We start from the raw sequence: 22,353 nt of genomic DNA on the forward strand, positions 1-22,353 counted from the left end.
GAAGCGGCCTCGGGGCCCGGAAGTCGTACCGGGACTCAGAAGTAGTAGCGGGAGACCGACTCCGCGACGCACACCGGCTTGTCGCCGCCCTCGCGCTCGACCGTGACGGTCGCGGTCACCTGGACCCCGCCGCCCGCGTCCGCCACCTCGGTGATCACCACGGTCGCCCGCAGCCGCGAGCCGACCGGCACAGGAGCCGGGAAACGCACCTTGTTCGTGCCGTAGTTGAGGCCCATCCGCATGCCCTCGACCCGCATCGTCCGCGGCACCAGGCTGGGCAGCAGGGACAGGGTCAGGTAGCCGTGCGCGATCGTCGAGCCGAACGGCCCGGTGGCCGCGCGCTCCGGGTCGACGTGGATCCACTGGTGGTCGCCGGTCGCGTCCGCGAAGAGGTCGATGCGCTTCTGGTCGACCTCCAGCCAGTCACTGGGGCCGAGCGGCTCGCCGATCCCGGCGCGGAGTTCGTCGGCGGACGTGAAGATCCTCGGCTCGGCCATGCCCTTGCCTCCCAGAGTGTGGAATAAGCGCTTGCTCAGCATGGTGGGGTGCCCTGCGTCTGTCAACGGACCTCCGTTCGGACGGTGTCGGCGCGGCCGTCTACCCTCGGGGAGTGCCGCAGATCCCAGAGAAGATCCACGAACTGACCGTCGGCCAGGTCGCCGCCCGTAGCGGCGCCGCGGTTTCCGCCCTGCACTTCTACGAGTCCAAGGGCCTGATCAGCAGCCGCCGCACCGCCGGCAACCAGCGCCGCTACACGCGTGACACGCTGCGCCGCGTCGCCTTCATCCGTGCCGCCCAGCGGGTCGGCATCCCCCTGGTCACCATCGGCGAGGCCCTCGCCAAGCTGCCTGAGGGGCGGACACCCAACCGTGAGGACTGGGCGCGGCTGTCCGAGGCGTGGCGGTCCGAACTCGACCACCGCATTCAGCAGCTGGGTCGGCTCCGCGACCACCTCACCGACTGCATCGGCTGCGGCTGCCTTTCGCTGGAGAACTGCGTCCTGTCCAACCCCGACGACACCTTCGGCCGCAACCTCACCGGCTCCCGCCTGTAGCGACGCCACCCGTCCGCCGCACGACCCCGTCCGCCGCGCGACCCGCTCGCGCGCCGACCCGGCAGGCCGGGGGTTGCCGTACCGAGCCATTGGACGACCCATGACGACACCTGACCCCGCGAAGCCCACCCCGTATGCGCCGTCCCCAGCGCTCGTCGCCGCCGTCCGCCGGATCGGGGACGTGTTCGCGGGGCACGTGAGCCGCGGCGAGACCGGCTGCGGGTACTGCCACGCGGAGTCGGACGTCGCGCTGCTGCGGGTCCCGGACGTGCCGCTGACCCGCGACGCCGTCTCGTACTTCCTGCACGAGGTCCCCAGCCACTACGACGACCATCCGGCGGTCATGCGCCGGCTGTTGCCCCAGGTCGCCGAAGGGCTGGCCGAGGGGTGGCTGCACGCCTGGGGGCACTTCCTGGCCGGGCTCGGCGCCAGCGGCTGGCGCGACTGGCCGGCCGACCAGGCCGCCGCACTGGCCGGCTTCCTGGACGCCTGGTGGACCGACACCCTGGCCGCCGAACAGCCGGTCCAGGACGCCGGCGACGTGTTCGAGTGCTGCGTGACCGTGCACTCCACCGTCACCCCGTACCTCGCCCGGTGGGCCGAGCAGCCCCTGGGCGGACCGGCCGACGCGCACCTGGACGCCTACCTGAGCACGTACATCGACGACCTGATCGGAGACGAGCCCACCGTGTTCGGCTCCTGGACGGACTCCACCCGCGAGGAGCCCGTCAACGAACTCCGGGCCTGGGTCCGGGAGAACGCTCCCGCGCGGCTGCGGGCCTGCGGCGCCGACCCGATGCTCCGCTTCAAGACCGGCCTGCTGGACCTGCCCTACGAGGACCGCTGGACCGACGAGATCTGGGACAGGGCCCCCGCCACCAGCTGAGCGTTCGAGGCCGCCGCCGACGGCACCGACGGACGCGGAGACTGCGGCACCGCCGGCCCGCCCGCCGCCGAACGCATCCCGTTCAGAGCCACCCGGGCCTTCACCTGGGCCTCTTCACCCGACCCGCCGCCCGGGCCGTCACGTCGGCCGTCACGTCACCCACACCCCCGTGCCGCGCCCGCCGGACCCGAGCCGGCCCCGGGTGCGTCGCCGGACGTGTCACGTCCCGCCCGTCACGGCCGGTCGCGGGACCACGATGCCGCAGCCGCGGCACACCGGTCCGTGCCAGGGTTCCGTCGCCGGCCGCGGGTGCGGCCACAGCAGTTCGGCCTCCCCGCACACCGGGCAGACCGTGCCGGGATCCTCCGCCTCCAGGGCCCGTACCAGCCGCCGCAGCACATCGGGGAGCGTGCCCTCGGGCCGTACGTCGGGATCGGCGCAGCGCACCACCGCGGGCTCCCCGTGCCACGCCCAGTCCGGGCGCCTGAGCCCGTGGTGCTTCTCCCGGCGCCGCCGCTCCGCGAACTCCCTCTCGTACGCCAGCCAGACCCCGCGGGCCTCCTCCAGCTCCTCCAGGGCCGCCACCAGCCGCAGCGGGTCGGCCGCCCGGTCCTCGGGGCCGATGCCGTGCCGGTCGCACAGGTGCCACCAGGTCGCCCGGTGCCCGTACGGGGCGAAGCGCTCCAGGCAGCGGCGCAGGGAATGGCGCCGCAGGGCCCGGTCGTTGCGGACGTCGCGTACCTGGCCGGCCAGACTCCGGAATCCTGCCATCGCACCGCCACCTCCCTCGCACGAACATGCCCGGCGCGGTCGGGGGGCATGCGGGCACGGAGGGGCGCCCCGGAGGCATTGGCGGGATCTCAGCGCCCGAAGCGCCCCGCTTCGACCACCACCCGGGCGAGTTCGGCGTGGCAGATGTCGCTGTGCGCCCCCGAGGGCGCCCCTCCCCGCCGTACCACCGCCGCCGCGTCCACGCTGACGCAGCCCGTACGCGGCAGCCCGTCGCGCAGCGCCGCGTCCAGGGTCAGCCGTACCGCGCCGGGCACCGCGTGGATGCCGTCGTGGCCCATCGCGCCCCAGCGGGCGTCGGACGCGGAGAACCCGGCCGAGTCCCGGGCCAGCCGCGAGGCCAGCGGATAGAACACCCCCAGCGCCGAGTCGTGCCGCGAATGGCACGACACCACCGGCCCGTCCACCCGGCCGTGCAGCCCGCCCAGATGCCCGCCCCGGCGCCGCTCGTGCGGCAGCGAGGCGGCGAACGCGTAATGGGAAAAGGCGCCCTGAAGGAGCGTCAGGGACTTCACGGTACGGACCTCCGGCGGCAGTCCGCGCAGTGAGCAGGACACCAGTCGGGCGCCGAAGCTGTGCCCCACGAGGTGGACGCGCAGCGCGGGCCGGGTCCGGGCGAGCTGACCCAGTACGGGTCCGAGCCCGTGCTCGCCGATGTGGCCGGCCCGCTTCTTCATCGTGTAGTAAGTGGCCTGCCGCAGCAGTTCCTTGCCGCCGTTCCACAGGGTGCGCAGGCCGCCGCTCAGCGAAGCCGCGGCCCCGCCCGGGGACGGCGGCGCGGCCCCCGACTCGACGAGTGCCTGCGTGAAGTCCGCGCACACGCCCAGCGTGTCGGCGCCGAAGATCGCGGGCACCTGCCCGCCGCCGCCCGCGGAACCGGCGACCGCCGTCGTAGCCGACGCTGTGGCTGCCGTCGTCGCCGTCACCAGGCCGTCCGGGAGTCCGGCCAGCGACCGTACCAGCGACCCGAATTCGGCGAACGCGGCCTCCGACTCGGGCTGGAGGCGCAGGAGTTCGGCGATCCGGTCGAGCTCCGGCCCGCGGCCCGGCCAGAACTCCCCGAGGGCCGCCCGGGTCGCCGCGTCCAGGGCGGGGCCGGACTCCCGTCCGCCCGCCGCCTTCGGGGGATCGAAGTCCGGGATCGGCTCGTCCGAGAACCTCATGGCCGGCCACAGCACCCCCGCGTACCCGAGCCGGACTCCTGGGGCGGCCAGCTCCGGGAACGGTGCGAAGAACCGGTCGTAGAGCCGGGTGGCGACCGACCGGTCGCTGTTCCAGCCGTGCGAGAAGACGACCAGGTCGGTGGCGTCCAGCCGGAGCAGCGCCGCCCGCTGCCCGGGATCCGGATCCCCGTCGGCGTCGAAGGTCAGCTCCGTGAACGGCCCCACACCCACACCCGACATGACGTCCCCCTCCGCGAAGCCGAGGCAGTGCACCGGAGCTCCAGCATCCCGCTGCCGCCGCCGCCCGGCCAGAGACGTGACAGGAGAACACCCGCGCACCTCGTGCGGGCGGATCAGGCGGCGTGTCCTACGGGTAGAGCAGGTGGCGTGCGCGCACCGCGCGGAACCGGGCCAGCCCCGGCTGCCAGTCGGCGGCCACCTCCGCCGGTTCCGCGCCCGAGTCGATCAGCGTCCGGACCCGGTCCGAGCCGGTCAGCCGGTCGATCCAGCGGTCCGCCCGCCAGGCGAAACCGGGCCAGGTCCGGCGCGCGGTCACGAGCAGGCCGATGCCCGTCAGCACCGGGTCGTACGCCTCGCGGTCGTGGACCAGCAGCCGCACCCCGCCCACGGTCCGGTCCTTGAACTTCGAGAACACCGGCGTGAAATGGGCCTCCCGCACCCAGACGCCCGGCAGCCCGAGCGCGTCCGCGGCCGCCGCCCACCGCCGGTCCACCCCTTCCGCGCCCAGCAGTTCGAAGGGGCGGGTGGTGCCACGGCCCTCGGACAGGTTGGTGGCCTCGAACAGGCAGGTCCCCGGGTACACGAGGGCGGTGTCGGGCGTGGGCATGTTGGGGCTGGGCGGCACCCACGGCAGCCCGGTACCGTCGAAGAACGCGTCCCGCCGCCACCCCTCCATCCGTACGACGTCCAACTCCGGCCCGCCGGACAGGAATTCGGCGCGGAACAGCCCGGCCAACTCGCCCGCCGTCATCCCGTGGCAGAGCGCGATGGGCGCCCGCCCCACGAAGGTCGCGTACGCCGGCTCCAGCACCGGGCCGCACGCCTGCCGGCCGCCCACCGGGTTGGGGCGGTCCAGCACCACCACGGCGAGACCGGCCGACGCGGCCGCCTCCATGCAGTCGTACAGGGTCCAGATGTACGTGTAGAAGCGGGCGCCGACGTCCTGGATGTCGAAGACGACGGTGTCGACCCCGGCGGCCGTGAACACGTCCGTGAGCGGGCGGCCGCGCAGCCCGTAGACGTCGTACACCGGCAGCCCGGTCGCCGGATCCCGGGACGGTCCCTCGGAGGAGCCGGCCTGCGCGGTGCCCCGGAAGCCGTGCTCGGGGCCGAACACCGCGACCAGATCCACCCGGTCGTCCGCGTGCATGACGTCCACGATGTGGTGGCCGTCCGCCGTGATCCCCGTCGGGTTGGTGACGACGCCGACGCGGCGGCCGGACAGTGCGGCGTATCCGGACTCCGCGAGGCGTGCGAACCCCGTGCGCACGGGGCCCCGGTCGTGGCCGGCGGCGGCGACGGGAGGAGCGGCGGTGCGCGCAGTGGTGGCGGGAGAAGCGGCGGCGGGGGAGGAGACGCGGGAAGCGGCCGGGGAGGAGGCGGCAGCGGCTGCTCCCGGCGCCGCGTGCGCCGCGTGCGCCGCGCCCGCGACCCCGGCCGCTCCCGTCAGTGCCAGCAATGCGCGTCGTGACAGCGTCGTCATGGCGCCCACCGTAGGGCGGGGCGGGGGAGCGGGCCGGGTCCGCGCGGCCGGGTTCCGGCCGGTTCCACCCCTTCCGGCCGTACATACCGACTGGTTAGTCTGCCGCTGGTCCGGCGGTCGGCCGGGTATCCGGCAGAGAGGTGGTTCCCGTGGGCGCTTTCGAGGGACAGGGCGTGGTCGTGACCGGCGCGGGCGGCGGCATCGGGGCCGCGCTGGCCCGCCGGTTCGCCGCGGAGGGCGCGCGGGTCGTCGTGAACGACCTCGACCCGGAGAAGGCCGCAGCCGTGGCCGCCGAACTCGGCGGCGGGGCCCGCGCGCTGCCCGGCGACGCCTCGGACGTCGCCGACCGGGCCCGCGAAGCGCTCGGCGGGGCCGTCGACGTGTACTGCGCCAACGCCGGGCTGGGCTCGCCGGGCGACGCCTTCGCCGCCGAAGAGGTGTGGGAGGCGGCCTGGGACACCAACGTGATGGCGCACGTGCGCGCCGCCCGTGCCCTGCTGCCGCACTGGCTGGAGCGCGGCAGCGGCCGCTTCGTCTCCACGGTCTCCGCCGCCGGGCTGCTCACCATGATCGGGGCGGCCCCGTACAGCGTCACCAAGCACGGCGCGCTCGCCTTCGCGGAGTGGCTCTCGCTGACCTACCGGCACCGGGGCGTCGACGTGCACGCCATCTGCCCGCAGGGCGTGCGCACCGACATGCTCACCGCGGCGGGCAGCGCGGGCGAACTCGTCCTCGCCCCCACGGCGATCACGCCCGAGGCGGTGGCCGACGCGCTGTTCGACGGCATGGCGAAGGGCACCTTCCTGATCCTCCCGCACCCCGAGGTGGCCGACTACTACGCGACCCGGGCAACGAACCCCGATCGGTGGCTCGGCAGTATGAACCACCTGCAACAGAAGTGGGAGGACGGATGACACACCTGGGGGCGACGGCGGGACCGGGGTCAGCGGCGGGGTCGGGGCCTCGGTCGGGGTCGGGACCGAGGCCAGGGTCGGGGGCGAGGTCGGCGTCGGGACCGAGGCCGGGGCCAGGGCCAGGGTCGGCGTCGGGACCGGGGCCGGGGTCAGGGTCGGCGTCAGGGCCGGGGCCGGGGCCGGGGTCAGGGTCGGTGCCCGGGGCGGGGCCGGGGTCCGGGGTCCGGCCCGGGGTGCCGGTCGGGTCGCGGTACGCGGCCAAGCCGTGGCTCGGGCTGCTCAGTGCGGCGCAGCTGGCGCCGGTGAGCCCCGGGCCGAGCGTGCTGCGTGCCTTCCGGGACGCCGTCGGGCGGGCCCCCGAGCGGGTCGCGCTCGCCTACTTCGACGGGCGGGTCAGTTACCGGGAGGCCGACGCGCTGTCCGACTCCATCGCCGGGCACCTTGCCGCGCGCGGGGTGCGGGCCGGGGACCGGGTCGCCGTCATGCTCCAGAACACCCCGCACTTCGTGCTCGCGGTGCTCGCCGCCTGGAAGGCGGGGGCGATCGTGGTGCCGGTCAATCCGATGTACCGGGGTGGGGAGGTGGCGCACGTGTTGCGGGACGCGGAGCCGGCTGCGCTGATCTGCTCCGACCGAGCCTGGGAAACCTACCTCCGCGCCACGGTCGCCTCGACCGCAGCCCCCTCACCGGCCGACCGCGACACACCCCCAGCCTCACCGGCTGGCGGGGCGCAACCTCCAGCCTTGCCGGCTGGCGGGGTGCAGTCCCCAGCCTTGGCGGCTAGCGAGGTGCAATTTCCAGCCTCGCCGGCGTTTGAGGCGCGGGGTTTGGGGCGGAGCCCCAAGGACAACCCGGCTCCGCCGGGCACCGGGCTCCGCCCGGACCCGCGCCTCAAACGCCGGCGAGGCTGGAACGGGCCCCCTGCCCCGGCGGGGTCGGGGAGTGGAGGCCTTACCCCGGCGGGGTCGGGCGGTGAGCGCAGCAGGCCGGTGGCTGCGCGCAGTGCAGGCGTGCCGGGCGGGCTCGCCGTGCTCACCGTCGACGTGCACACGATGCAAGGCCGTGACGATCTGCGGACCCTGCCCGGAGGGCCCCGGCTGGCCGTGCCGGGCGACGCGGACGACCTGGTGGAGGTGGCCCGCCGCGGCCACCCCGCGCCGGACGTGGCCGAGCCCGGCCCGGGCGACATCGCGCTGCTCAGCTATACCTCCGGCACCAGCGGCACCCCCAAGGGCGCCATGAACCCGCACGGGGCGCTCACGTACAACGCCGAACGGCAGCGGGCCGCGCACGGGCTGCCCGAGGGGTCCTGCTACTTCGCCCTCGCGCCGCTGTTCCACATCACCGGCATGGTCTGCGAGCTCGCCGCCTGCTTCGTCAACGCCGGCACCCTCGCGCTCGCCCACCGCTTCGAGGCCGGCGTGGTCCTCGACGCTTTCCGCGAGCACCGGCCGGCGTACGCCATCGGCCCGGCCACCGCCTTCACGGCCCTGGCCGCGCACCCCGACAGCACGCGCGACCACTTCTCCTCGTTCCGGATCCTGTCCTCCGGCGGCGCCCCGCTGCCGCCCGCGCTCGTCGCCCGGCTGCGCGCCGACTACGGCGTCCACCTGCGCAACGGCTACGGGCTCACCGAGTGCACCGCGCCCTGCGCCTCCGTGCCCCCGCACCGCGAGGCTCCCGTGGACCCGGCCACCGGCACCCTCTCGGTCGGCGCGCCCGGCCCCGACACGGTCGTGCGCATCGTCGACGAGCAGGGCGCCGAGGTGCCCTTCGGCGAGCCCGGCGAGATCGTCGTACGCGGCCCCCAGGTGGTGCCCGGCTACTGGCGGCTGCCCGACGCCACCGCGGCCGCCTTCCCCGGCGGCGAACTGCGCACCGGCGACATCGGGTTCATGGACCCCGACGGCTGGCTGTACGTCGTCGACCGCAAGAAGGACATGATCATCGCCTCCGGCTTCAAGGTGTGGCCGCGCGAGGTCGAGGACGTGCTCTACACGCACCCCGCCGTCCGCGAGGCCGCCGTCGTCGGCGTCCCGCACGCGTACCGCGGCGAGACCGTCAAGGCGTACGTGAGCCTGCGGCCCGGTGCGACGGCCGACCCCGACGAACTGGCGGCGTACTGCGCCGCCAGGCTGGCCGCGTACAAGTACCCGCGCGAAGTGGAGATCCTCCCGGTGCTGCCCACGACCACGAGTGGGAAGATCCTGCGGCGGGAGCTGCGCGCACGTGGCTGAGTTCCCGCGTACGACCGGCAAGCCAGGAGAGGCGGCGGACATGGCCATGACCACGGGAACGGGCGGCGGCGGCGAGGACGAGACGCCCGTGCCGCAGCGGCTGATGGCAGTCGCCACCCGGCTGTTCGCCGAACGCGGCTACGACCGGACCTCCGTCCAGGAGATCGTCGAGGCCGCCGGCGTCACCAAGGGCGCGCTCTACCACTACTTCGGCTCGAAGGACGACCTGCTGCACGAGGTGTACGCGCGCATGCTGCGCCTCCAGCAGGAGCGGCTCGACGCGATCGCCGGCTCCGGCGGCCCGGTCGAGGAGCGGCTGCGTGCAGCGGCCGCCGACGTCGTCGTCACCACCATCGAGAACCTCGACGACGCGATGATCTTCTTCCGGTCGATGCACCAGCTCAGCCCCGAGAAGAGCAAGCAGGTCAGGGCGGAACGACGGCGCTACCACGAGCGGTTCCGGGCCCTGGTCGAGGAGGGGCAGCGCGGCGGGGTCTTCTCCACCGACACCCCCGCCGACCTGGTGGTGGACTACCACTTCGGTTCCGTGCACCACCTGTCCACCTGGTACCGGGCGGACGGCGAACTGAGCGCGCAGCAGGTCGCCGACCACATGGCGGACCTCCTGCTGCGAGCCCTGCGCCCCTGAAGCCGCCTGCCCCCCTGAAGCCGCGCCCCTGAAGCCGCGCCCCACCCTCGCGCCCCTGACACGGCTCAGGGGCGCGTACGCGGACCTCGACCCGAGCCCCCTACACCCCGTACCTCTTGAGTTCCTGCCGGGCCAGCGACCGCTGGTGGACCTCGTCGGGCCCGTCGGCCAGTCTCAGGGTGCGCGCCGCCGCCCACAGTTCCGCCAGCGGGAAGTCCTGGCTCACCCCGCCCGCGCCGTGCAGCTGGACCGCCCGGTCGAGGATGTCCGCCACCGCCCGCGGGGTGGCGATCTTGATGGCCTGGATCTCGGTGTGCGCCCCGCGGTTGCCGACCGTGTCCATCAGCCAGGCCGTCTTCAGCACCAGCAGGCGCAGCTGCTCCACCGTCACCCGCGCGTCCGCGATCCAGTTCTGCACGACGCCCTGCGCGGCGAGCGGCTTGCCGAAGGCGGTGCGGGCCACCGCCCGCCGGCACATCAGCTCGATCGCGCGCTCCGCCATGCCGATCAGCCGCATGCAGTGGTGGATCCGGCCCGGGCCGAGCCGGGCCTGGGCGATGGCGAATCCGCCGCCCTCCTCGCCGATCAGGCTGTCGGCGGGTACCCGTACCCCGTCGAAGCGGACCTCGGCGTGCCCGCCGTGGTAGTGGTCCTCGTACCCGTAGACGGTCATCGCCCGCCGTACCTCGACGCCGGGGGTGTCCCGCGGCACGAGGATCATCGACTGGCGGCGGCGCGGGTCGGCGCCGTCGGGGTCGGTCTGGCCCATCACGATGAAGATCCGGCAGTCCGGGTTCATCGCCCCGGAGATGTACCACTTGCGTCCGGTGACCACGTACGAGCCCCCGTCAGGGGTCCGTTCGATCCGGGTCTCGATGTTCGTGGCGTCCGAGGAGGCCACCTCGGGCTCGGTCATCGCGAAGGCCGAGCGGATCTCCCCGGCCAGCAGCGGCGCCAGCCACTGCGCGCGCTGCGCCGGGCTGCCGAACTGGGCCAGCAGTTCCATGTTCCCGGTGTCCGGGGCCGCGCAGTTGAGGGCCGTCGGCGCGAGCTGCGGGCTGCGGCCGGTGATCTCGGCGAGCGGCGCGTACTGCAGGTTGGTCAGTCCCGCGCCGTGCTCGGCGTCGGGCAGGAAGAGGTTCCACAGCCCCTGCCGCCGGGCCTGAGCCTTCAGTTCCGCGACGACCGGCGGGGTGTCCCACGGCGAGGCGAGCTTGGCCCGCTGCTCCTCGGCGACCGCCTCGGCCGGGTACACGTACGCGTCCATGAAGGCGAGCAGCCGCTCCCGCAGCTCCTCGGTGCGTGCGTCGAATGCGAAGTCCATGGCGGTCTCTCAGCCTTCCTGGAGGGTGGTCAGGCCGTGTGCGATGAAGACCGGGACCAGTTCGCCGATCCGGTCGAAGCCGGCGCCGACGGTCTGGCCCAGCGTGAAGCGGTAGTGGATGCCCTCCAGGATCACGGCGAGTTTGAACCAGGCGAACGCCGTGTACCAGGAGATCTCCCCGGTGTCCCGGCCGGACCGGGCGGCGTACCGCTCGATCAGCTCGGCCGGCGCCGGATGCCCCGGGGCGCCGCTCGTCGTGCTCACCGGGGAATCCGTCAGCCCCAGGTCGGAGCTGTACATCGCCAGCAGCCCGAGGTCCGTCAGCGGGTCGCCGAGCGTGGACATCTCCCAGTCCAGCACCGCCCGGATCGAGTCGTCGGCGCCGATCAGCACGTTGTCCAGTCGGAAGTCGCCGTGGACGACGGCCGGCGCGGGGGAGTGCGGCAGCGCGCGGCCCAGCGCGCCGTGCAACTCGTCGATGCCGGCCAGTTCGCGCCCGCGCGAGGCCGCGAGCTGCTTGCCCCAGCGGCGCAGCTGCCGGTCCAGGAAGCCCTCGGGCCGCCCGAAGTCCGCCAGCCCGACCGCGGCCGGGTCCACCGCGTGCAGCTCCACCAGCGTGTCCACCAGGCCCAGCACGGCCTGCCGGGTGCGCTCCGGGCCGAGCGCCGCCAGCTGCCCCGCGGTCCGGTACGGGACGCCCTCGACGAACTCCATGACGTAGAACGGCGCCCCGAGCACGGAGTCGTCCTCGCACAGCAGCAGCGGCGCCGGCACGGGCACGGCCGTCCCGTGCAGGGCCGCGATCACGCGGTGCTCGCGGCCCATGTCGTGCGCGGTGGCCAGCACGTGCCCCAGCGGTGGGCGCCGCACCACCCAGCGGGCGGAGCCGTCGGTCACCTCGTACGTGAGGTTGGAGCGGCCGCCCTCGATCAGCCGGGCGGTCAGCGGCCCGCCGGTCAGGCCGGGCCGGACGCGCTCCAGATGGGCGCGCAACCGGTCCGGGTCCAGGCCCCTGGGGGCGGCGGCCGGGGTCGCTGGCGTCATGGTGCGTACCTCCGTGCGGAGTGGACGGGTCCCGTGGTGACGATCTCGGGCCATCATGCCGACCAGTCGGTATGCCGTCCAGGGGGCGGGCCGGATTCCGCCGCCCCGAGCAGCGGATCCGGCCACCCGGGGCTTCGGCGACGCGGGCCGCACGGGGCTGGCGACGCGGGCCACGCGGGGTTTCGGCGACGCGGGCCACGCGGGGCTCCGGCCACTCCGGTCACCCCGGGCTCCGGCGACTCCGGTCACCCCGGGTTCCGGCGACTCCGGTCACCCCGGCCGTTCCCGGCGGCCGGTGACTCCGGCCACTCCCGGTGGCCCGGCGGCCCGGACCACTCCGGCCCGGCCGCCCCGGCCGCCCCGGCCGACCCGCCGCCCCCCGGCCGCCCGTCAGGCGTGGCAGCTCACCGGCACGCCCCCGTTCATCACCGCCATGTCGGTGAACACCGCGATCGCGTCCAGCCGGCTGCCGCCCGGCGCCCCGTCCAGTTCCGCGTACGCCCGGTGCAGGTTCGCGACCAGCCGCTCGCTCTCCCGCCACCCGGCGAACTCGCCCAGGTCCGCCTGCTGCGCGGCCTCCAGCGGGGTCAGCCCCTTGGCCCGCCCGGCCTCCGCGAGCGTGAGCACGTACCGCAGGTACCGCTCGGTGGCGTCGTACGCGGACGGGTCGGTCAGCGGCCCGTGCCCCGGTACGACGGTCTGCGCGCCGAGCCCGCGCAGGAAGTCCAGCGCCGCCAGCGACCCGGCCAGCGAGCCCATCGGGATGAACGGCGTGCCCCCGGCGAAGACCAGGTCGCCGGTGAACACCACGCCCTGGCGCGGCAGCCACACCACCGAGTCGCCGACCGTGTGCGCGGGGCCCGGGTGCAGGACCCGTACCTCCGTGTCCCCGAGGTGCACGGTCAGCCGGTCCGAGTACGTCACGGTGGGGGCGGTGATGCGGATGTCCCCGAACGGGGTCTGCGGCCAGATCAGATGGAGCTGGTGGCCCGCGTCCAGCTGCTCGGAGCGGCAGTTCTCGTGCCCGATCACGGTGGCCCCGGGCGTGAACACGCAGTTCCCGTACGTGTGGTCGCCGTGGTGGTGGGTGTTCACGATCAGATCGGGCAGCGGCACACCGGCCTCCGCCACCGCGTCGCGCAGCCGCCGGGCCCGCGGTTCGGTCGCCGCGGTGTCGACGAGCAGGGTCCGCCCGCCGTCGCTCACGAAGCCCGCGTTGTTGAGGCACCAGCCCCCGTCCGGCTGTATGTAGGCGTGCACTTCGGGTGCCAACTGGACGGTGTACGGCTCTTCGGCGGCCATGCGTTCTCCCCGGGTCGCGGCGACTGGCCCGTGCATCCTGCCAGCCGCCGCCCGGCCCGGGGAGAGGGCCCCTCACGGGCCCGCGGACGCCCGCTCGCGTCAGTGGTCGTCCCAGTGGCCGTCGTGCTGCGCGTGCCGGTGGCCGTCGTGCAGGTAGTCGACGTGGTCGCCGTGCGGCACGGCGTCGTGTCCGCAGTCCCGGCCGTGCGCGTGCTCGTGCCCGTCGTGGGAGACGTGCTCGTCCGTCTCGCATTCGTCCCAGTGGCCGGAATGCTCCCGGTGCAGATGGCCGTCGTGCGCGTAGTCGACGTGGTCGCCGTGCGCCACCTCGGTGTGCCCGCAGCCCGGGCCGTGCGCGTGTTCGTGGGTGGGGTGCTCGTGGTGCAGAGTCGTCATACGGGCGAGGCTAGACCTGATTGCCCCGGTATCGCCTGTTGTGTCCGCGCGTCCCCGGCAAGCACGACCATCACACCGGCACACCGGCACACCGGCACACCGGCACACCGGCACACCGGCACACCGGCATGCTGGTGGGCAGACGGGCAGACGGGCAGACGGGCAGACGGGCAGACGGGCAGACGGGCAGACGGGCAGACGGGCAGACGGGGTCAGTGGATCCGGAGTCCCGGCAGACCCCGTTCCGCCGAACCGCCCGGCGCCGGGGACGTGAGCGCGGGCGCGGGCGCGGGCGTGAGCATGGGCTCAGAGGATCAGCGCCGCCGCGAACCCGGCCAGCGCCACCGTGCACAGCGTCCCGGCCAGCGCCGACCGCGGGGCCAGCCCGGGCGGCCGGTCCGCCGCCAGCTCCTTGATCCGCCGGTGCGCCACCCACAGGAACCCCAGCCACAGCAGCGCGATCAGGGCGGTGCCGGCCGTCGCCACCGGCGCGCCGCCCGCGCGCAGGCCCTGCTTGAGCGCGAGCACGGCGACCGCCGTGGCGGTCAGCGTCGTACGCCGCCACGCCAGCCGGGTGCGCTCCGGCTGCAGCCCCGGATCGCGGGCACCGCCGTCCCCGCCGTCGTCACCGCCCCGTCCGTCGCCGCCCCCGCCGCCCGCGGGCGCCGCGGCCGCCGCGCTCACGCGGGCTCCGTCCAGCCGAACAGCACGACCACCACCATCGCCAGCGCGACCAGGCCCACCCCGAGGCTCAGCACCACCGGGAAGTGCGACACCGGCAGGTCCTCGCCGCGCCGCATGGCCCGCTCGCACCGCACCCAGTGGTTGACGGCCCGCAACGCGCACAGCGCGCCCACCAGCAGCAGCGCCAGCGCCATCCCGACCCGGACCCCCCACCGCAGGTCCGGCAGGAACTGGTCGACCGCGAAGCCGCCGCCCACCAGCGCCAGCGCGGTCCTGATCCAGGCCAGGAACGTGCGCTCGTTGGCGAGGGAGAACCGGTAGTCGGGGGTACCGCCCTCGTCACGCAGCCGCCGCGGCGCGAACCAGAGCCGTACGTCCTTCACGAAGTCGATCATCCGGGCAATCTATCCGGGCACCTACCGCTCGGCCGTCCCCCCGGCGCACCCGGCACGGAAGGCCTCCAGCCGCCGGTACGCGTCCAGCCCGTCCGGCACCCACTCCCACTCCTGCTCCGGCCCCTGCTCCGGCCCCGGTTCCCGCCCGCGGGCCGTGCCGCCGGCCCGCCGGGCCAGCTCCGCCTCGTCCAGATACGCGTACCAGTCCACCTCCGAGGCCTGCGGGGACACCGGCAGCGCGCAGCGCACCTCGTGCACGTACGACCACCAGGCGCCGCCCTCGCCCTCGTACAGGAACTTGAACAGCGGCACCGGCTGCGGCAGTCCGGACACCCCCAGCTCCTCCTCGGCCTCGCGCAGCGCGGCCTGCGCGTAGCTCTCGCCGGCGCCCAGCACCCCGCCGACGAACATGTCGTAGCGGGACGGGAAGACCAGCTTCGACGCCGTCCGGCGGTGTACGAAAACCCGCCCCTCGGGGTCCTTGACCTGCACGAACACGCACCGGTGCAGGAGGCCGCGGGCATACACCTCGCCGCGCCGGGCCTGCCCCGTCACCCGGTCCTGCCGGTCCACCACGTCCAGCACCTCGTCAGAGGGATCTGCGGTACTCATGCGGATCATCCAACCACCGGTGTTGACGGGTTACCGCCGCGTAGCCAGGATCTGTCCCACCACCGACAGAGGACGGCAAACGCATGGCGTACGACGCAGACGTGATCGTGATCGGGGCCGGACTGGCGGGCCTCGCGGCCACCGCGGAGCTCGTGGACGCGGGCCGGAAGGTGATCCTGCTCGACCAGGAGCCCGAACAGTCGCTCGGCGGCCAGGCCCACTGGTCCTTCGGCGGGCTCTTCTTCGTCGACTCGCCCGAGCAGCGCCGCATGCGGATCAGGGACAGCCGCGACCTCGCCCTCCAGGACTGGCTCGGCACCGCCGGCTTCGACCGCGAGGACGACGCCTGGCCGCGCCGCTGGGCCGAGGCGTACGTCGACTTCGCCGCGGGCGAGAAGCGCAGCTGGCTGCACGCCCAGGGGGTGCGCTTCTTCCCGGTGGTCGGCTGGGCCGAACGCGGCGGCTACGACGCCAACGGGCACGGCAACTCCGTGCCCCGCTTCCACATCACCTGGGGCACCGGCCCCGGCCTGGTCGAACCCTTCGCCCGCCGGGTCCGCATCGGAGCGGCCCGCGGCCTGGTCACGATGGCGTTCCGGCACCGGGTCACCGGGCTCGGCCGCAGCGCGGGCGCCGTGGACACCGTCACCGGCGAGATCTTGGCGCCCTCGACCGCCGTACGCGGTGCCGCGAGCAGCCGCGAGGTCGTCGGCAGCTTCGAACTGCGCGCCCAAGCCGTGATCGTCACCTCCGGCGGCATCGGCGGCAACCACGACCTCGTCCGCAAGCAGTGGCCCACCCGGCTCGGCACCCCGCCCGCCCGCCTCCTGAGCGGCGTGCCCGCCCACGTGGACGGGCTGATGCTGGGCATCGCGGAGGAGGCCGGGGCCCGGCACATCAACCGCGACCGGATGTGGCACTACACCGAGGGCATCGAGAACTGGGACCCGATCTGGGCCCGGCACGGCATCCGGATCCTGCCCGGCCCCTCGTCGCTGTGGCTGGACGCGACCGGGCGGCGGCTGCCCGTGCCGCTCTTCCCCGGCTTCGACACGCTCGGCACCCTCGAACACATCATGAAGACGGGCCACGACCACACCTGGTTCGTGCTCAACCAGCGCATCATCGGCAAGGAGTTCGGGCTCTCCGGCTCCGAGCAGAACCCCGACCTGACCGGCCGCTCGATCCGCGACGTCATCAACCGGGCCCGCGCCGAAGTCCCCGGCCCGGTCAAGGCGTTCATGGACAACGGCATCGACTTCGTGGTCGAGCGGGACCTCGGCGCCCTGGTCCGCGGGATGAACGCGATCACCAAGGACGACCTGATCGACGAGGCGGCGCTGCGCCACGAGATCACCGCCCGGGACCGCGAGATCGCCCACCCCTTCACCAAGGACCTCCAGGTCACCGCCATCCACGGGGCCCGCAGGTACCTCGGCGACCGGCTCATCCGCACGGCCGCGCCGCACCGGATCCTCGACCCGAAGGCCGGCCCGCTGATCGCCGTACGGCTGTCGATCCTGACCCGCAAGTCGCTCGGCGGACTGGAGACCGACCTCGACTCGCGGGTCCTGGCAGAGGGCGGCGAGCCGCTGCCCGGCGTCTACGCGGCCGGCGAAGCGGCCGGCTTCGGGGGCGGCGGGGTGCACGGCTACCGGTCCCTGGAGGGCACCTTCCTCGGCGGCTGCCTCTTCTCCGGCCGCACCGCCGGCCGCGCCGCCGCCCGCGCCACGGCCTGAACGGTGCCCTGCGCGCCACGCCCTCCCCGCACCACGCCGCACAATTCCAGCCCCGCCGGCCCTGCGGGCGCGAAACGCGGCGGGCATGTCCAGCCCCGCCGGCGATGCGGGGCGCAACCTCCGGGCTCGCCGGCGCTGCGGGGCAACCTCCGGGCTCGCCGGCGCTGCGAGCGGGCAATTCCCAGCCTCGCCGGCGTTTGAGGCGCGGGGTTTGGGGCGGAGCCCCAACGAACAACCCGGCTGGCGCCGGGCACCGGGCTCCGCCCGGACCCGCTCCTCAAGCGCCGGAGGGGCTGGAGGGTGCGGGCGGGGTCAGCCGGGCCCTGCCCGGACCTGCTCCTCAAGCGCCGGAGGGGCTGGAGGGTGCGGGCGGGGTCAGCCGGGCCCTGCCCGGACCTGCTCCTCAAGCGCCGGAGGGGCTGGAGGGTGCGGGCGGGGTCAGCCGGGCCCTGTCTGGACCCGCTCCTCAAGCGCCGGAGGGGCTGGAGAGTGCGGCGGGGTCAGCCGGGCCCTGCCCGGACCCGCTCCTCAAGCGCCGGAGGGGCTGAAAGGTGCGGCGGGGTTGCCGGGCTCCGCCCGGACCCGCCCCCCCGCAGTGACCCGTGCACCGGCCTGTGCCAACTGATCCTGATTTGCCAGCAGTTGAAAACGCGCCAGCATATGGCTCAGACCTTGACTCGGAGCAACCCCTACCGCTTTGCTGTGCGTGATCATTCAGACGCCGTCCGGCGTCGGCCGGACCCACGCGCAGCGCCCTGGAGGGAAGTCCCGCGGATGTCTCCCCCTCCGCCGCCTCTCGGCCGCCCCCGCAAGAAGGACGCCCAGCTCTTCGACCCGGCCCTGTGCGACACCGAACTCGTCGACGTACGTGGCCAGTTCACCCAGGGCCGGTGGGCGCCCGTACGGTCCCTGCTGGCCGCCACCGGTGACGACTGGGACCGCCGCGGACACCGCGTCGTGGTCCTCGCCCAGACCCCGGCCGCCACCGCATGGGCCCGCGAATGGCTCCTCGCCGAACCCGAGAGCGCCGACGCCGCCACCCTGCTCGCCTGCGCCGGCGTGTTCACCGCCCTGCGCGGCAAGGGCTCCGCCGAAGCCGCCGAACAGGCCTGCGCGGCCGCGGCCGCCCGGGTCCCCGCCGACCCCACCCCCTGGCTCGGCCTGCTCCTCCTCGCCGGCGCCTTCGGCACGAGCGAGGAGTTCAGCCGCAACTTCGACCAGGTCCGTGCCCGGCACCAGGAGCACCACCACGCCCACCACGTGATGGTGGCCCGTCTCGCCGAGAGCGCCCCCGCCGGCGGCCACGACCCGCTCCACGAGGTCTACGACTTCGCCGCCTGGGCCGCCGAGGAGTCCCCGGCCGACTCCCCGCTCGCCGTCCTCCCCGTCATCGCGCACGCCGAGCGGTACCGCGTACTGGCCGCCGCGGGCGCCGCCCCCGACCCCGCCGCGCACTGGTCCGGCCGCCGGGCCCGCCAGGTCCTGCGGTCCGCCTTCGACTGGTGGCTCGAATGGGAGCGCGAGGACCACCCGCGCAACCGCATCGACCTGAACTTCCTGGCCCACGCCAAACTCTGCGAGGGCCGGCCCGCCGAGGCGGCCGCCCTCTTCCACCGCATCGGACGGCACGCCACCCGCGCCCCCTGGTCGTACCCCGACCGCGACCCGCACAAGGCCTTCCTCGCCGCGCGCACCGCCGCGCTCGGCTCCGCCTGACCCGCCGGCCCGCCGCCGGCGCACCCGAAAGGACACCACCCGCCATGACGTCGGGCAGATCCAGCACGCTCACCGGTGCGACGGAGATCCGCACCTACAAGGGACAGGACCGCGCCCTGCGCGCCGGCCGCCTCGGCACGGCCGGCCTCCTGCTCTCCGTGCTCGCCGCGAGCGCCCCGCTGATGGTCGTCGCCGGCGTGATGCCGACCACCTTCGGCGTGATGGGCATCGTCGGACAGCCCCTGCTGTTCGTCATCCTCGGCGTCGTCCTGGTGCTCTTCAGCGTCGGCTACGCGGAGATGAGCCGGCACGTCCACAACGCCGGCGCCTTCTACGCGTACATCGCCCGCGGACTGGGCCCCACCGCCGGCGCCGGCGCCTCCTTCGTCGCCCTCGTCGCCTACAGCGCCATGCAGGTCGGCGTGTACGGGATCCTCGGGTTCGAGGTCTCCGGCCTCTGCGCCACCTACCTCGACGCCGAGGTCGCCTGGTGGATACCCGCCCTGGCGGCGGTCGCCGTCACCGGCGCGCTGGGCTGGCTCAAGATCGACCTCAACGCGCGCGTGCTCGGCGTCCTGCTGCTCATCGAGTGCGTACTCGTCGTGATCTTCGACGTCGCGGCCCTCGCCGACCCCGGCAAGGAGGGCCTCTCGCTCCACGCGTTCAACCCCGAGACCCTCGGCGGCGCCGGCCTCGGCACCGCCCTGTGCTTCTGCATCGCCGCCTTCGTCGGCTTCGAGCAGTCCCCGGTCTACGCCGAGGAGACCAGCAAGCCGCACATCGTCGTCTCCCGGGTGATGTTCCTCGCCGTCGGCTTCGCCGCCCTCTTCTTCGCGCTCAGCTCCTGGGCCCTGACGGTCGCCACCGGCCCCGGCGCCATCGTCGAGAGCTCCGCCAAGGCCGGCCCCGGCCTCCTCTTCGGGCTCACCGAGGCCCGCCTCGGCACCGCGTTCACCGACATCCTGCACGTGCTCTTCGTCACCGGGATGTTCGCCGCGATGCTCAGCTTCCACAACGTCGTCGCCCGCTACGCCTTCGCCATGGGCCGCGAGGGCCTGCTGCCCGCCGCGTTCGGCCGCACCAGCCCCACCAGCGGCGCCCCCGCCACCGGCTCGCTCCTCCAGACCGTGATCTCCGTCCTGGTCGTCGGGGCATTCGCCGTCTCCGACGACAAGCCGGTCGGCGACCCCACCGCCCCGGTCCTGCAGCTCTTCACCTGGATGGGCAACGTCGGCGCGCTCGGCGTGATCCTGCTGATGGCCACCGCCTCCTTCGCCGTCATCGCCTTCTTCGTCCGGCGCGGCGCGGCCGGCGCCCAGATCTGGCGGCTCGTCGCCGCGGGCCTGGCCGGCCTCGCCCTGCTCGGCATCGCCGTCTACACGGTCAAGGACTTCGACGTCCTGGTCGGCTCGGGCCCCGGCTCCACCCTGAACTGGGTGCTGCCGGGCGTCATCGCCGTCGCCGTCGCCGTCGGCCTGGTGCACGGTGCCGTGATGCGCCGTACGAAGCCGGAGGCGCATGCGCGCATCGGCCTCGGCAACGAAGCCTTCCGCCTGGACCAGGCCGCCGAACACACGCCCCCAGCCCCCCACTAGCCCCCGGCCGCGCCCCGCCGAGGCCCAACGCCCCCAAGGACAACCCCGCCCCACGCCGACGCCCTGGGGGCGCAACACCCAGCCTTGTCGGCGCTGCGTGCGGCAATTCCAGCCCCGCCGGCGTTTGAGGCGCGGGGTTTGGGGCGGAGCCCCAACGAACAACCCGGCTGGCGCCGGGCACCGGGCTCCGCCCGGACCCGCGCCTCAAACGCCGGCGAGGCTCGAACGGCCCCGACACCTCTCGCGAGGTGTCGGGGCCGTTGTCGTCCGCGCGGCGTCGCGGGCCGCGCCCCCGCCGAACCCGACCGATCAAGACCTCCCGGTTTTGGCCGATCCGCCCCCTCATGGTCTCCTTGGCCGATACACCCAAGCCCCGGGACCCGCGCACCGTCGCACCCCGCGGGCCCCGGGCCGCGCGCCGGAGGCCGCCTCCGTGCCGCCGCCCGGACCTGCCTGTCCCATTCCACGAAGGCGAACCGATACATGAGCGACCGCACCCTGGCCGAGGCCGGCCCGGCGTCCGCCACCGACCGGGCCGCAGCCGCGTCCCCGCACGTCGATGCCGGTGACGAGGGCTACAGCAAGGACCTGAAGTCCCGCCACATCAACATGATCGCGATCGGCGGAGCGATAGGCACCGGCCTCTTCCTGGGCGCGGGCGGCCGCCTCGCCGGCGCCGGCCCCTCGCTCGCCATCGCCTACGCGGTCTGCGGCCTCTTCGCCTTCTTCGTCGTCCGGGCCCTCGGCGAACTCGTCCTGTACCGCCCCTCCTCCGGCGCGTTCGTCAGCTACGCCCGCGAGTTCATGGGCGAGAAGGGCGCGTACACGGCGGGCTGGCTGTACTTCCTCAACTGGTCCACGACCACCGTCGCCGACATCACCGCGGCCGCCACCTACGCCCACTTCTGGGCCGCGTTCAGCGACGTCCCGCAGTGGATCCTCGCCCTGATCGCCCTCTCGGTGGTCCTCGCGGCCAACCTCATCTCGGTCCGGTACTTCGGCGAGATGGAGTTCTGGTTCTCGATCGTCAAGGTCGCGGCCCTGGTCGCCTTCATGCTCGTCGGCATCTACCTCGTCGCGACCAGCCACCCGATCGACGGCCACGTGCCCGGCATCGGCTCCGTCACCGACAACGGCGGCCTCTTCCCGTCCGGGGTCCTGCCCATGCTCCTGGTCATCCAGGGCGTGGTCTTCGCGTACGCCTCCGTCGAGCTGTGCGGCGTCGCCGCCGGCGAGACCGAGAACCCCGAGAAGATCATGCCGAAGGCCATCAACTCGATCATGTGGCGGGTCGGCGTCTTCTACGTCGGCTCCGTGGTCCTGCTCGCGCTGCTGCTCCCGTACACCGCGTACTCGGCCGACCAGAGCCCGTTCGTCACCGTCTTCGACAAGCTCGGCATCCCCGGCACCGCCGGCATCATGAACCTGGTGGTCCTCACCGCCGCGCTCTCCAGCCTCAACTCCGGCCTCTACTCCACCGGCCGGATCCTGCGCTCGATGGCCATGGCAGGCTCCGCGCCCAAGTTCACCGCCCGCATGAACAAGGGCAAGGTCCCCTACGGCGGCGTCCTGTTCACCGCGGCCTTCGGCGTCGCCGGCGTCGGTCTGAACTACTGGATGCCCGGCGAGGCCTTCGAAATCGTCCTCAACCTCGCCTCCATCGGCATCCTCGGCACCTGGGCCATGGTCATGCTCTGCTCGCTGCACTTCTGGCGCCGCGCGCAGGACGGCCGCGTCACCCGCCCCGCCTACCGGCTGCCCTGGGCCCCGTACACGCAGATCGTCACCCTGCTCTTCCTCGTCACCGTCCTCGTCCTGATGTGGTGCGACGGCGGTGTGGGCCGCACCACGGTGAAGTTCCTCCCGCTGATCGCCGCCGCCCTCGTCGGCGGCTGGTTCCTGGTCCGCCGCCGCGTCGCCGAACTGGCCGCCGACACCCCCCGCTGACGGCCCCGCACCACGCGAAGCCCCGCCCCGACCACCGGAACCGAAGACGGTCGGGCGCGGGGCCTTCCCACGCCCGTGAGCGGCACGGCCCCCTCCGGCGGCCCGCGCCCCCGGCCGTACGACCCTCCCCGCGGGCCCTCACGCCGTACGCGCGCATTCACGCCATGCCCGCACCCGCGCCGTC

At 74.2% G+C, this 22,353-nt stretch carries 19 protein-coding genes and 2 pseudogenes; 10 read left to right on the plus strand and 11 right to left on the minus strand.

Translation table 11 applies throughout. The annotated features are described in order from the left end of the window. Positions 1-35: 35 nt before the first annotated feature. Complete coding sequence (locus tag OG764_RS27685) at positions 36-497, minus strand: MaoC family dehydratase (protein WP_328971142.1); 462 nt, start codon at positions 495-497, stop codon at positions 36-38. Between the two features lie 113 nt (positions 498-610). Here OG764_RS27685 and soxR point away from each other — a divergent pair, with 113 nt between their 5' ends. Together soxR and OG764_RS27695 are read left to right on the plus strand one after the other, a co-directional pair. Next, a complete protein-coding gene (soxR, locus tag OG764_RS27690; protein ID WP_328971143.1) occupies positions 611-1,054 on the plus strand; it encodes a redox-sensitive transcriptional activator SoxR in 444 nt (147 codons plus the stop codon). Positions 1,055-1,154: 100 nt separating this feature from the next. After that, complete coding sequence (locus tag OG764_RS27695; RefSeq protein ID WP_328971144.1) at positions 1,155-1,940, plus strand: hypothetical protein; 786 nt, start codon at positions 1,155-1,157, stop codon at positions 1,938-1,940. Between the two features lie 219 nt (positions 1,941-2,159). On the opposite strand, the gene OG764_RS27700 is transcribed toward OG764_RS27695, so the two are convergent. The 3 genes from OG764_RS27700 to OG764_RS27710 all read right to left on the minus strand — a co-directional run bounded on the left by OG764_RS27700 (position 2,160) and on the right by OG764_RS27710 (position 5,615). After that, positions 2,160-2,711, minus strand: a complete 552-nt coding sequence (locus tag OG764_RS27700) for a hypothetical protein (protein WP_328971145.1) — start codon at positions 2,709-2,711, stop codon at positions 2,160-2,162. 89 nt (positions 2,712-2,800) lie between these two features. Further along, positions 2,801-4,132, minus strand: coding sequence for a serine-threonine protein kinase (locus OG764_RS27705; protein ID WP_328971146.1), 1,332 nt, complete (start codon positions 4,130-4,132; stop codon positions 2,801-2,803). Between the two features lie 127 nt (positions 4,133-4,259). Further along, positions 4,260-5,615, minus strand: coding sequence for an exo-beta-N-acetylmuramidase NamZ family protein (locus OG764_RS27710; RefSeq protein WP_328971147.1), 1,356 nt, complete (start codon positions 5,613-5,615; stop codon positions 4,260-4,262). A 140-nt stretch (positions 5,616-5,755) separates the two neighbouring features. Between OG764_RS27710 and OG764_RS27715 the strand changes: the two genes are divergently transcribed. From OG764_RS27715 to OG764_RS27730, 4 genes and pseudogenes are all read left to right on the plus strand, one after another. Then, positions 5,756-6,529 carry an SDR family oxidoreductase gene (locus OG764_RS27715; RefSeq protein WP_443056070.1) on the plus strand — a complete coding sequence of 258 codons (774 nt, stop codon included), beginning with the start codon at positions 5,756-5,758 and terminating at the stop codon, positions 6,527-6,529. A gap of 194 nt (positions 6,530-6,723) precedes the next feature. Further along, a pseudogene (locus tag OG764_RS27720) lies at positions 6,724-7,212 on the plus strand (AMP-binding protein); the annotation flags it as partial. A gap of 372 nt (positions 7,213-7,584) precedes the next feature. Next, positions 7,585-8,766, plus strand: a pseudogene (locus tag OG764_RS27725) (AMP-binding protein); the annotation flags it as partial. 46 nt (positions 8,767-8,812) lie between these two features. Beyond that, the gene (locus OG764_RS27730) at positions 8,813-9,415 is read left to right on the plus strand and encodes a TetR/AcrR family transcriptional regulator (protein ID WP_328973202.1); all 603 of its coding nucleotides are present in this window, start codon (positions 8,813-8,815) and stop codon (positions 9,413-9,415) included. Between the two features lie 100 nt (positions 9,416-9,515). Here the strand turns inward: OG764_RS27730 and OG764_RS27735 are convergent, their stop codons facing one another. The 7 genes from OG764_RS27735 to OG764_RS27765 all read right to left on the minus strand — a co-directional run bounded on the left by OG764_RS27735 (position 9,516) and on the right by OG764_RS27765 (position 15,172). After that, on the minus strand, positions 9,516-10,739 hold the full coding sequence (locus OG764_RS27735) for an acyl-CoA dehydrogenase family protein (RefSeq protein ID WP_328971149.1): 1,224 nt from the start codon (positions 10,737-10,739) through the stop codon (positions 9,516-9,518). A gap of 9 nt (positions 10,740-10,748) precedes the next feature. Continuing rightward, on the minus strand, positions 10,749-11,783 hold the full coding sequence (locus OG764_RS27740) for a phosphotransferase family protein (RefSeq protein ID WP_328971150.1): 1,035 nt from the start codon (positions 11,781-11,783) through the stop codon (positions 10,749-10,751). 390 nt (positions 11,784-12,173) lie between these two features. After that, a complete protein-coding gene (locus tag OG764_RS27745; protein WP_328971151.1) occupies positions 12,174-13,085 on the minus strand; it encodes an MBL fold metallo-hydrolase in 912 nt (303 codons plus the stop codon). Positions 13,086-13,184: 99 nt separating this feature from the next. Further along, positions 13,185-13,481 (minus strand): hypothetical protein, encoded by a 297-nt coding sequence (locus tag OG764_RS27750; protein ID WP_328971152.1) that lies wholly within the window; start codon positions 13,479-13,481, stop codon positions 13,185-13,187. A 306-nt stretch (positions 13,482-13,787) separates the two neighbouring features. Then, the gene (locus OG764_RS27755; protein ID WP_328973203.1) at positions 13,788-14,072 is read right to left on the minus strand and encodes a DUF202 domain-containing protein; all 285 of its coding nucleotides are present in this window, start codon (positions 14,070-14,072) and stop codon (positions 13,788-13,790) included. An 89-nt stretch (positions 14,073-14,161) separates the two neighbouring features. After that, positions 14,162-14,560, minus strand: coding sequence for a YidH family protein (locus OG764_RS27760; RefSeq protein ID WP_328971153.1), 399 nt, complete (start codon positions 14,558-14,560; stop codon positions 14,162-14,164). A 21-nt stretch (positions 14,561-14,581) separates the two neighbouring features. Beyond that, positions 14,582-15,172, minus strand: coding sequence for an NUDIX hydrolase (locus tag OG764_RS27765; protein WP_328971154.1), 591 nt, complete (start codon positions 15,170-15,172; stop codon positions 14,582-14,584). Positions 15,173-15,255: 83 nt separating this feature from the next. Here OG764_RS27765 and OG764_RS27770 point away from each other — a divergent pair, with 83 nt between their 5' ends. The 4 genes from OG764_RS27770 to OG764_RS27785 all read left to right on the plus strand — a co-directional run bounded on the left by OG764_RS27770 (position 15,256) and on the right by OG764_RS27785 (position 22,169). Next, positions 15,256-16,911, plus strand: coding sequence for an FAD-binding dehydrogenase (locus OG764_RS27770; RefSeq protein ID WP_328971155.1), 1,656 nt, complete (start codon positions 15,256-15,258; stop codon positions 16,909-16,911). Positions 16,912-17,685: 774 nt separating this feature from the next. After that, the gene (locus OG764_RS27775) at positions 17,686-18,627 is read left to right on the plus strand and encodes a hypothetical protein (protein ID WP_328971156.1); all 942 of its coding nucleotides are present in this window, start codon (positions 17,686-17,688) and stop codon (positions 18,625-18,627) included. 44 nt (positions 18,628-18,671) lie between these two features. Continuing rightward, positions 18,672-20,222, plus strand: a complete 1,551-nt coding sequence (locus tag OG764_RS27780; RefSeq protein ID WP_328971157.1) for an APC family permease — start codon at positions 18,672-18,674, stop codon at positions 20,220-20,222. 483 nt (positions 20,223-20,705) lie between these two features. Continuing rightward, on the plus strand, positions 20,706-22,169 hold the full coding sequence (locus OG764_RS27785) for an amino acid permease (protein ID WP_328971158.1): 1,464 nt from the start codon (positions 20,706-20,708) through the stop codon (positions 22,167-22,169). Positions 22,170-22,353 lie beyond the last annotated feature (184 nt).

Origin of the sequence: Streptomyces sp. NBC_00239 (genome assembly GCF_036194065.1) — a bacterium.
Classification (GTDB): domain Bacteria; phylum Actinomycetota; class Actinomycetes; order Streptomycetales; family Streptomycetaceae; genus Streptomyces.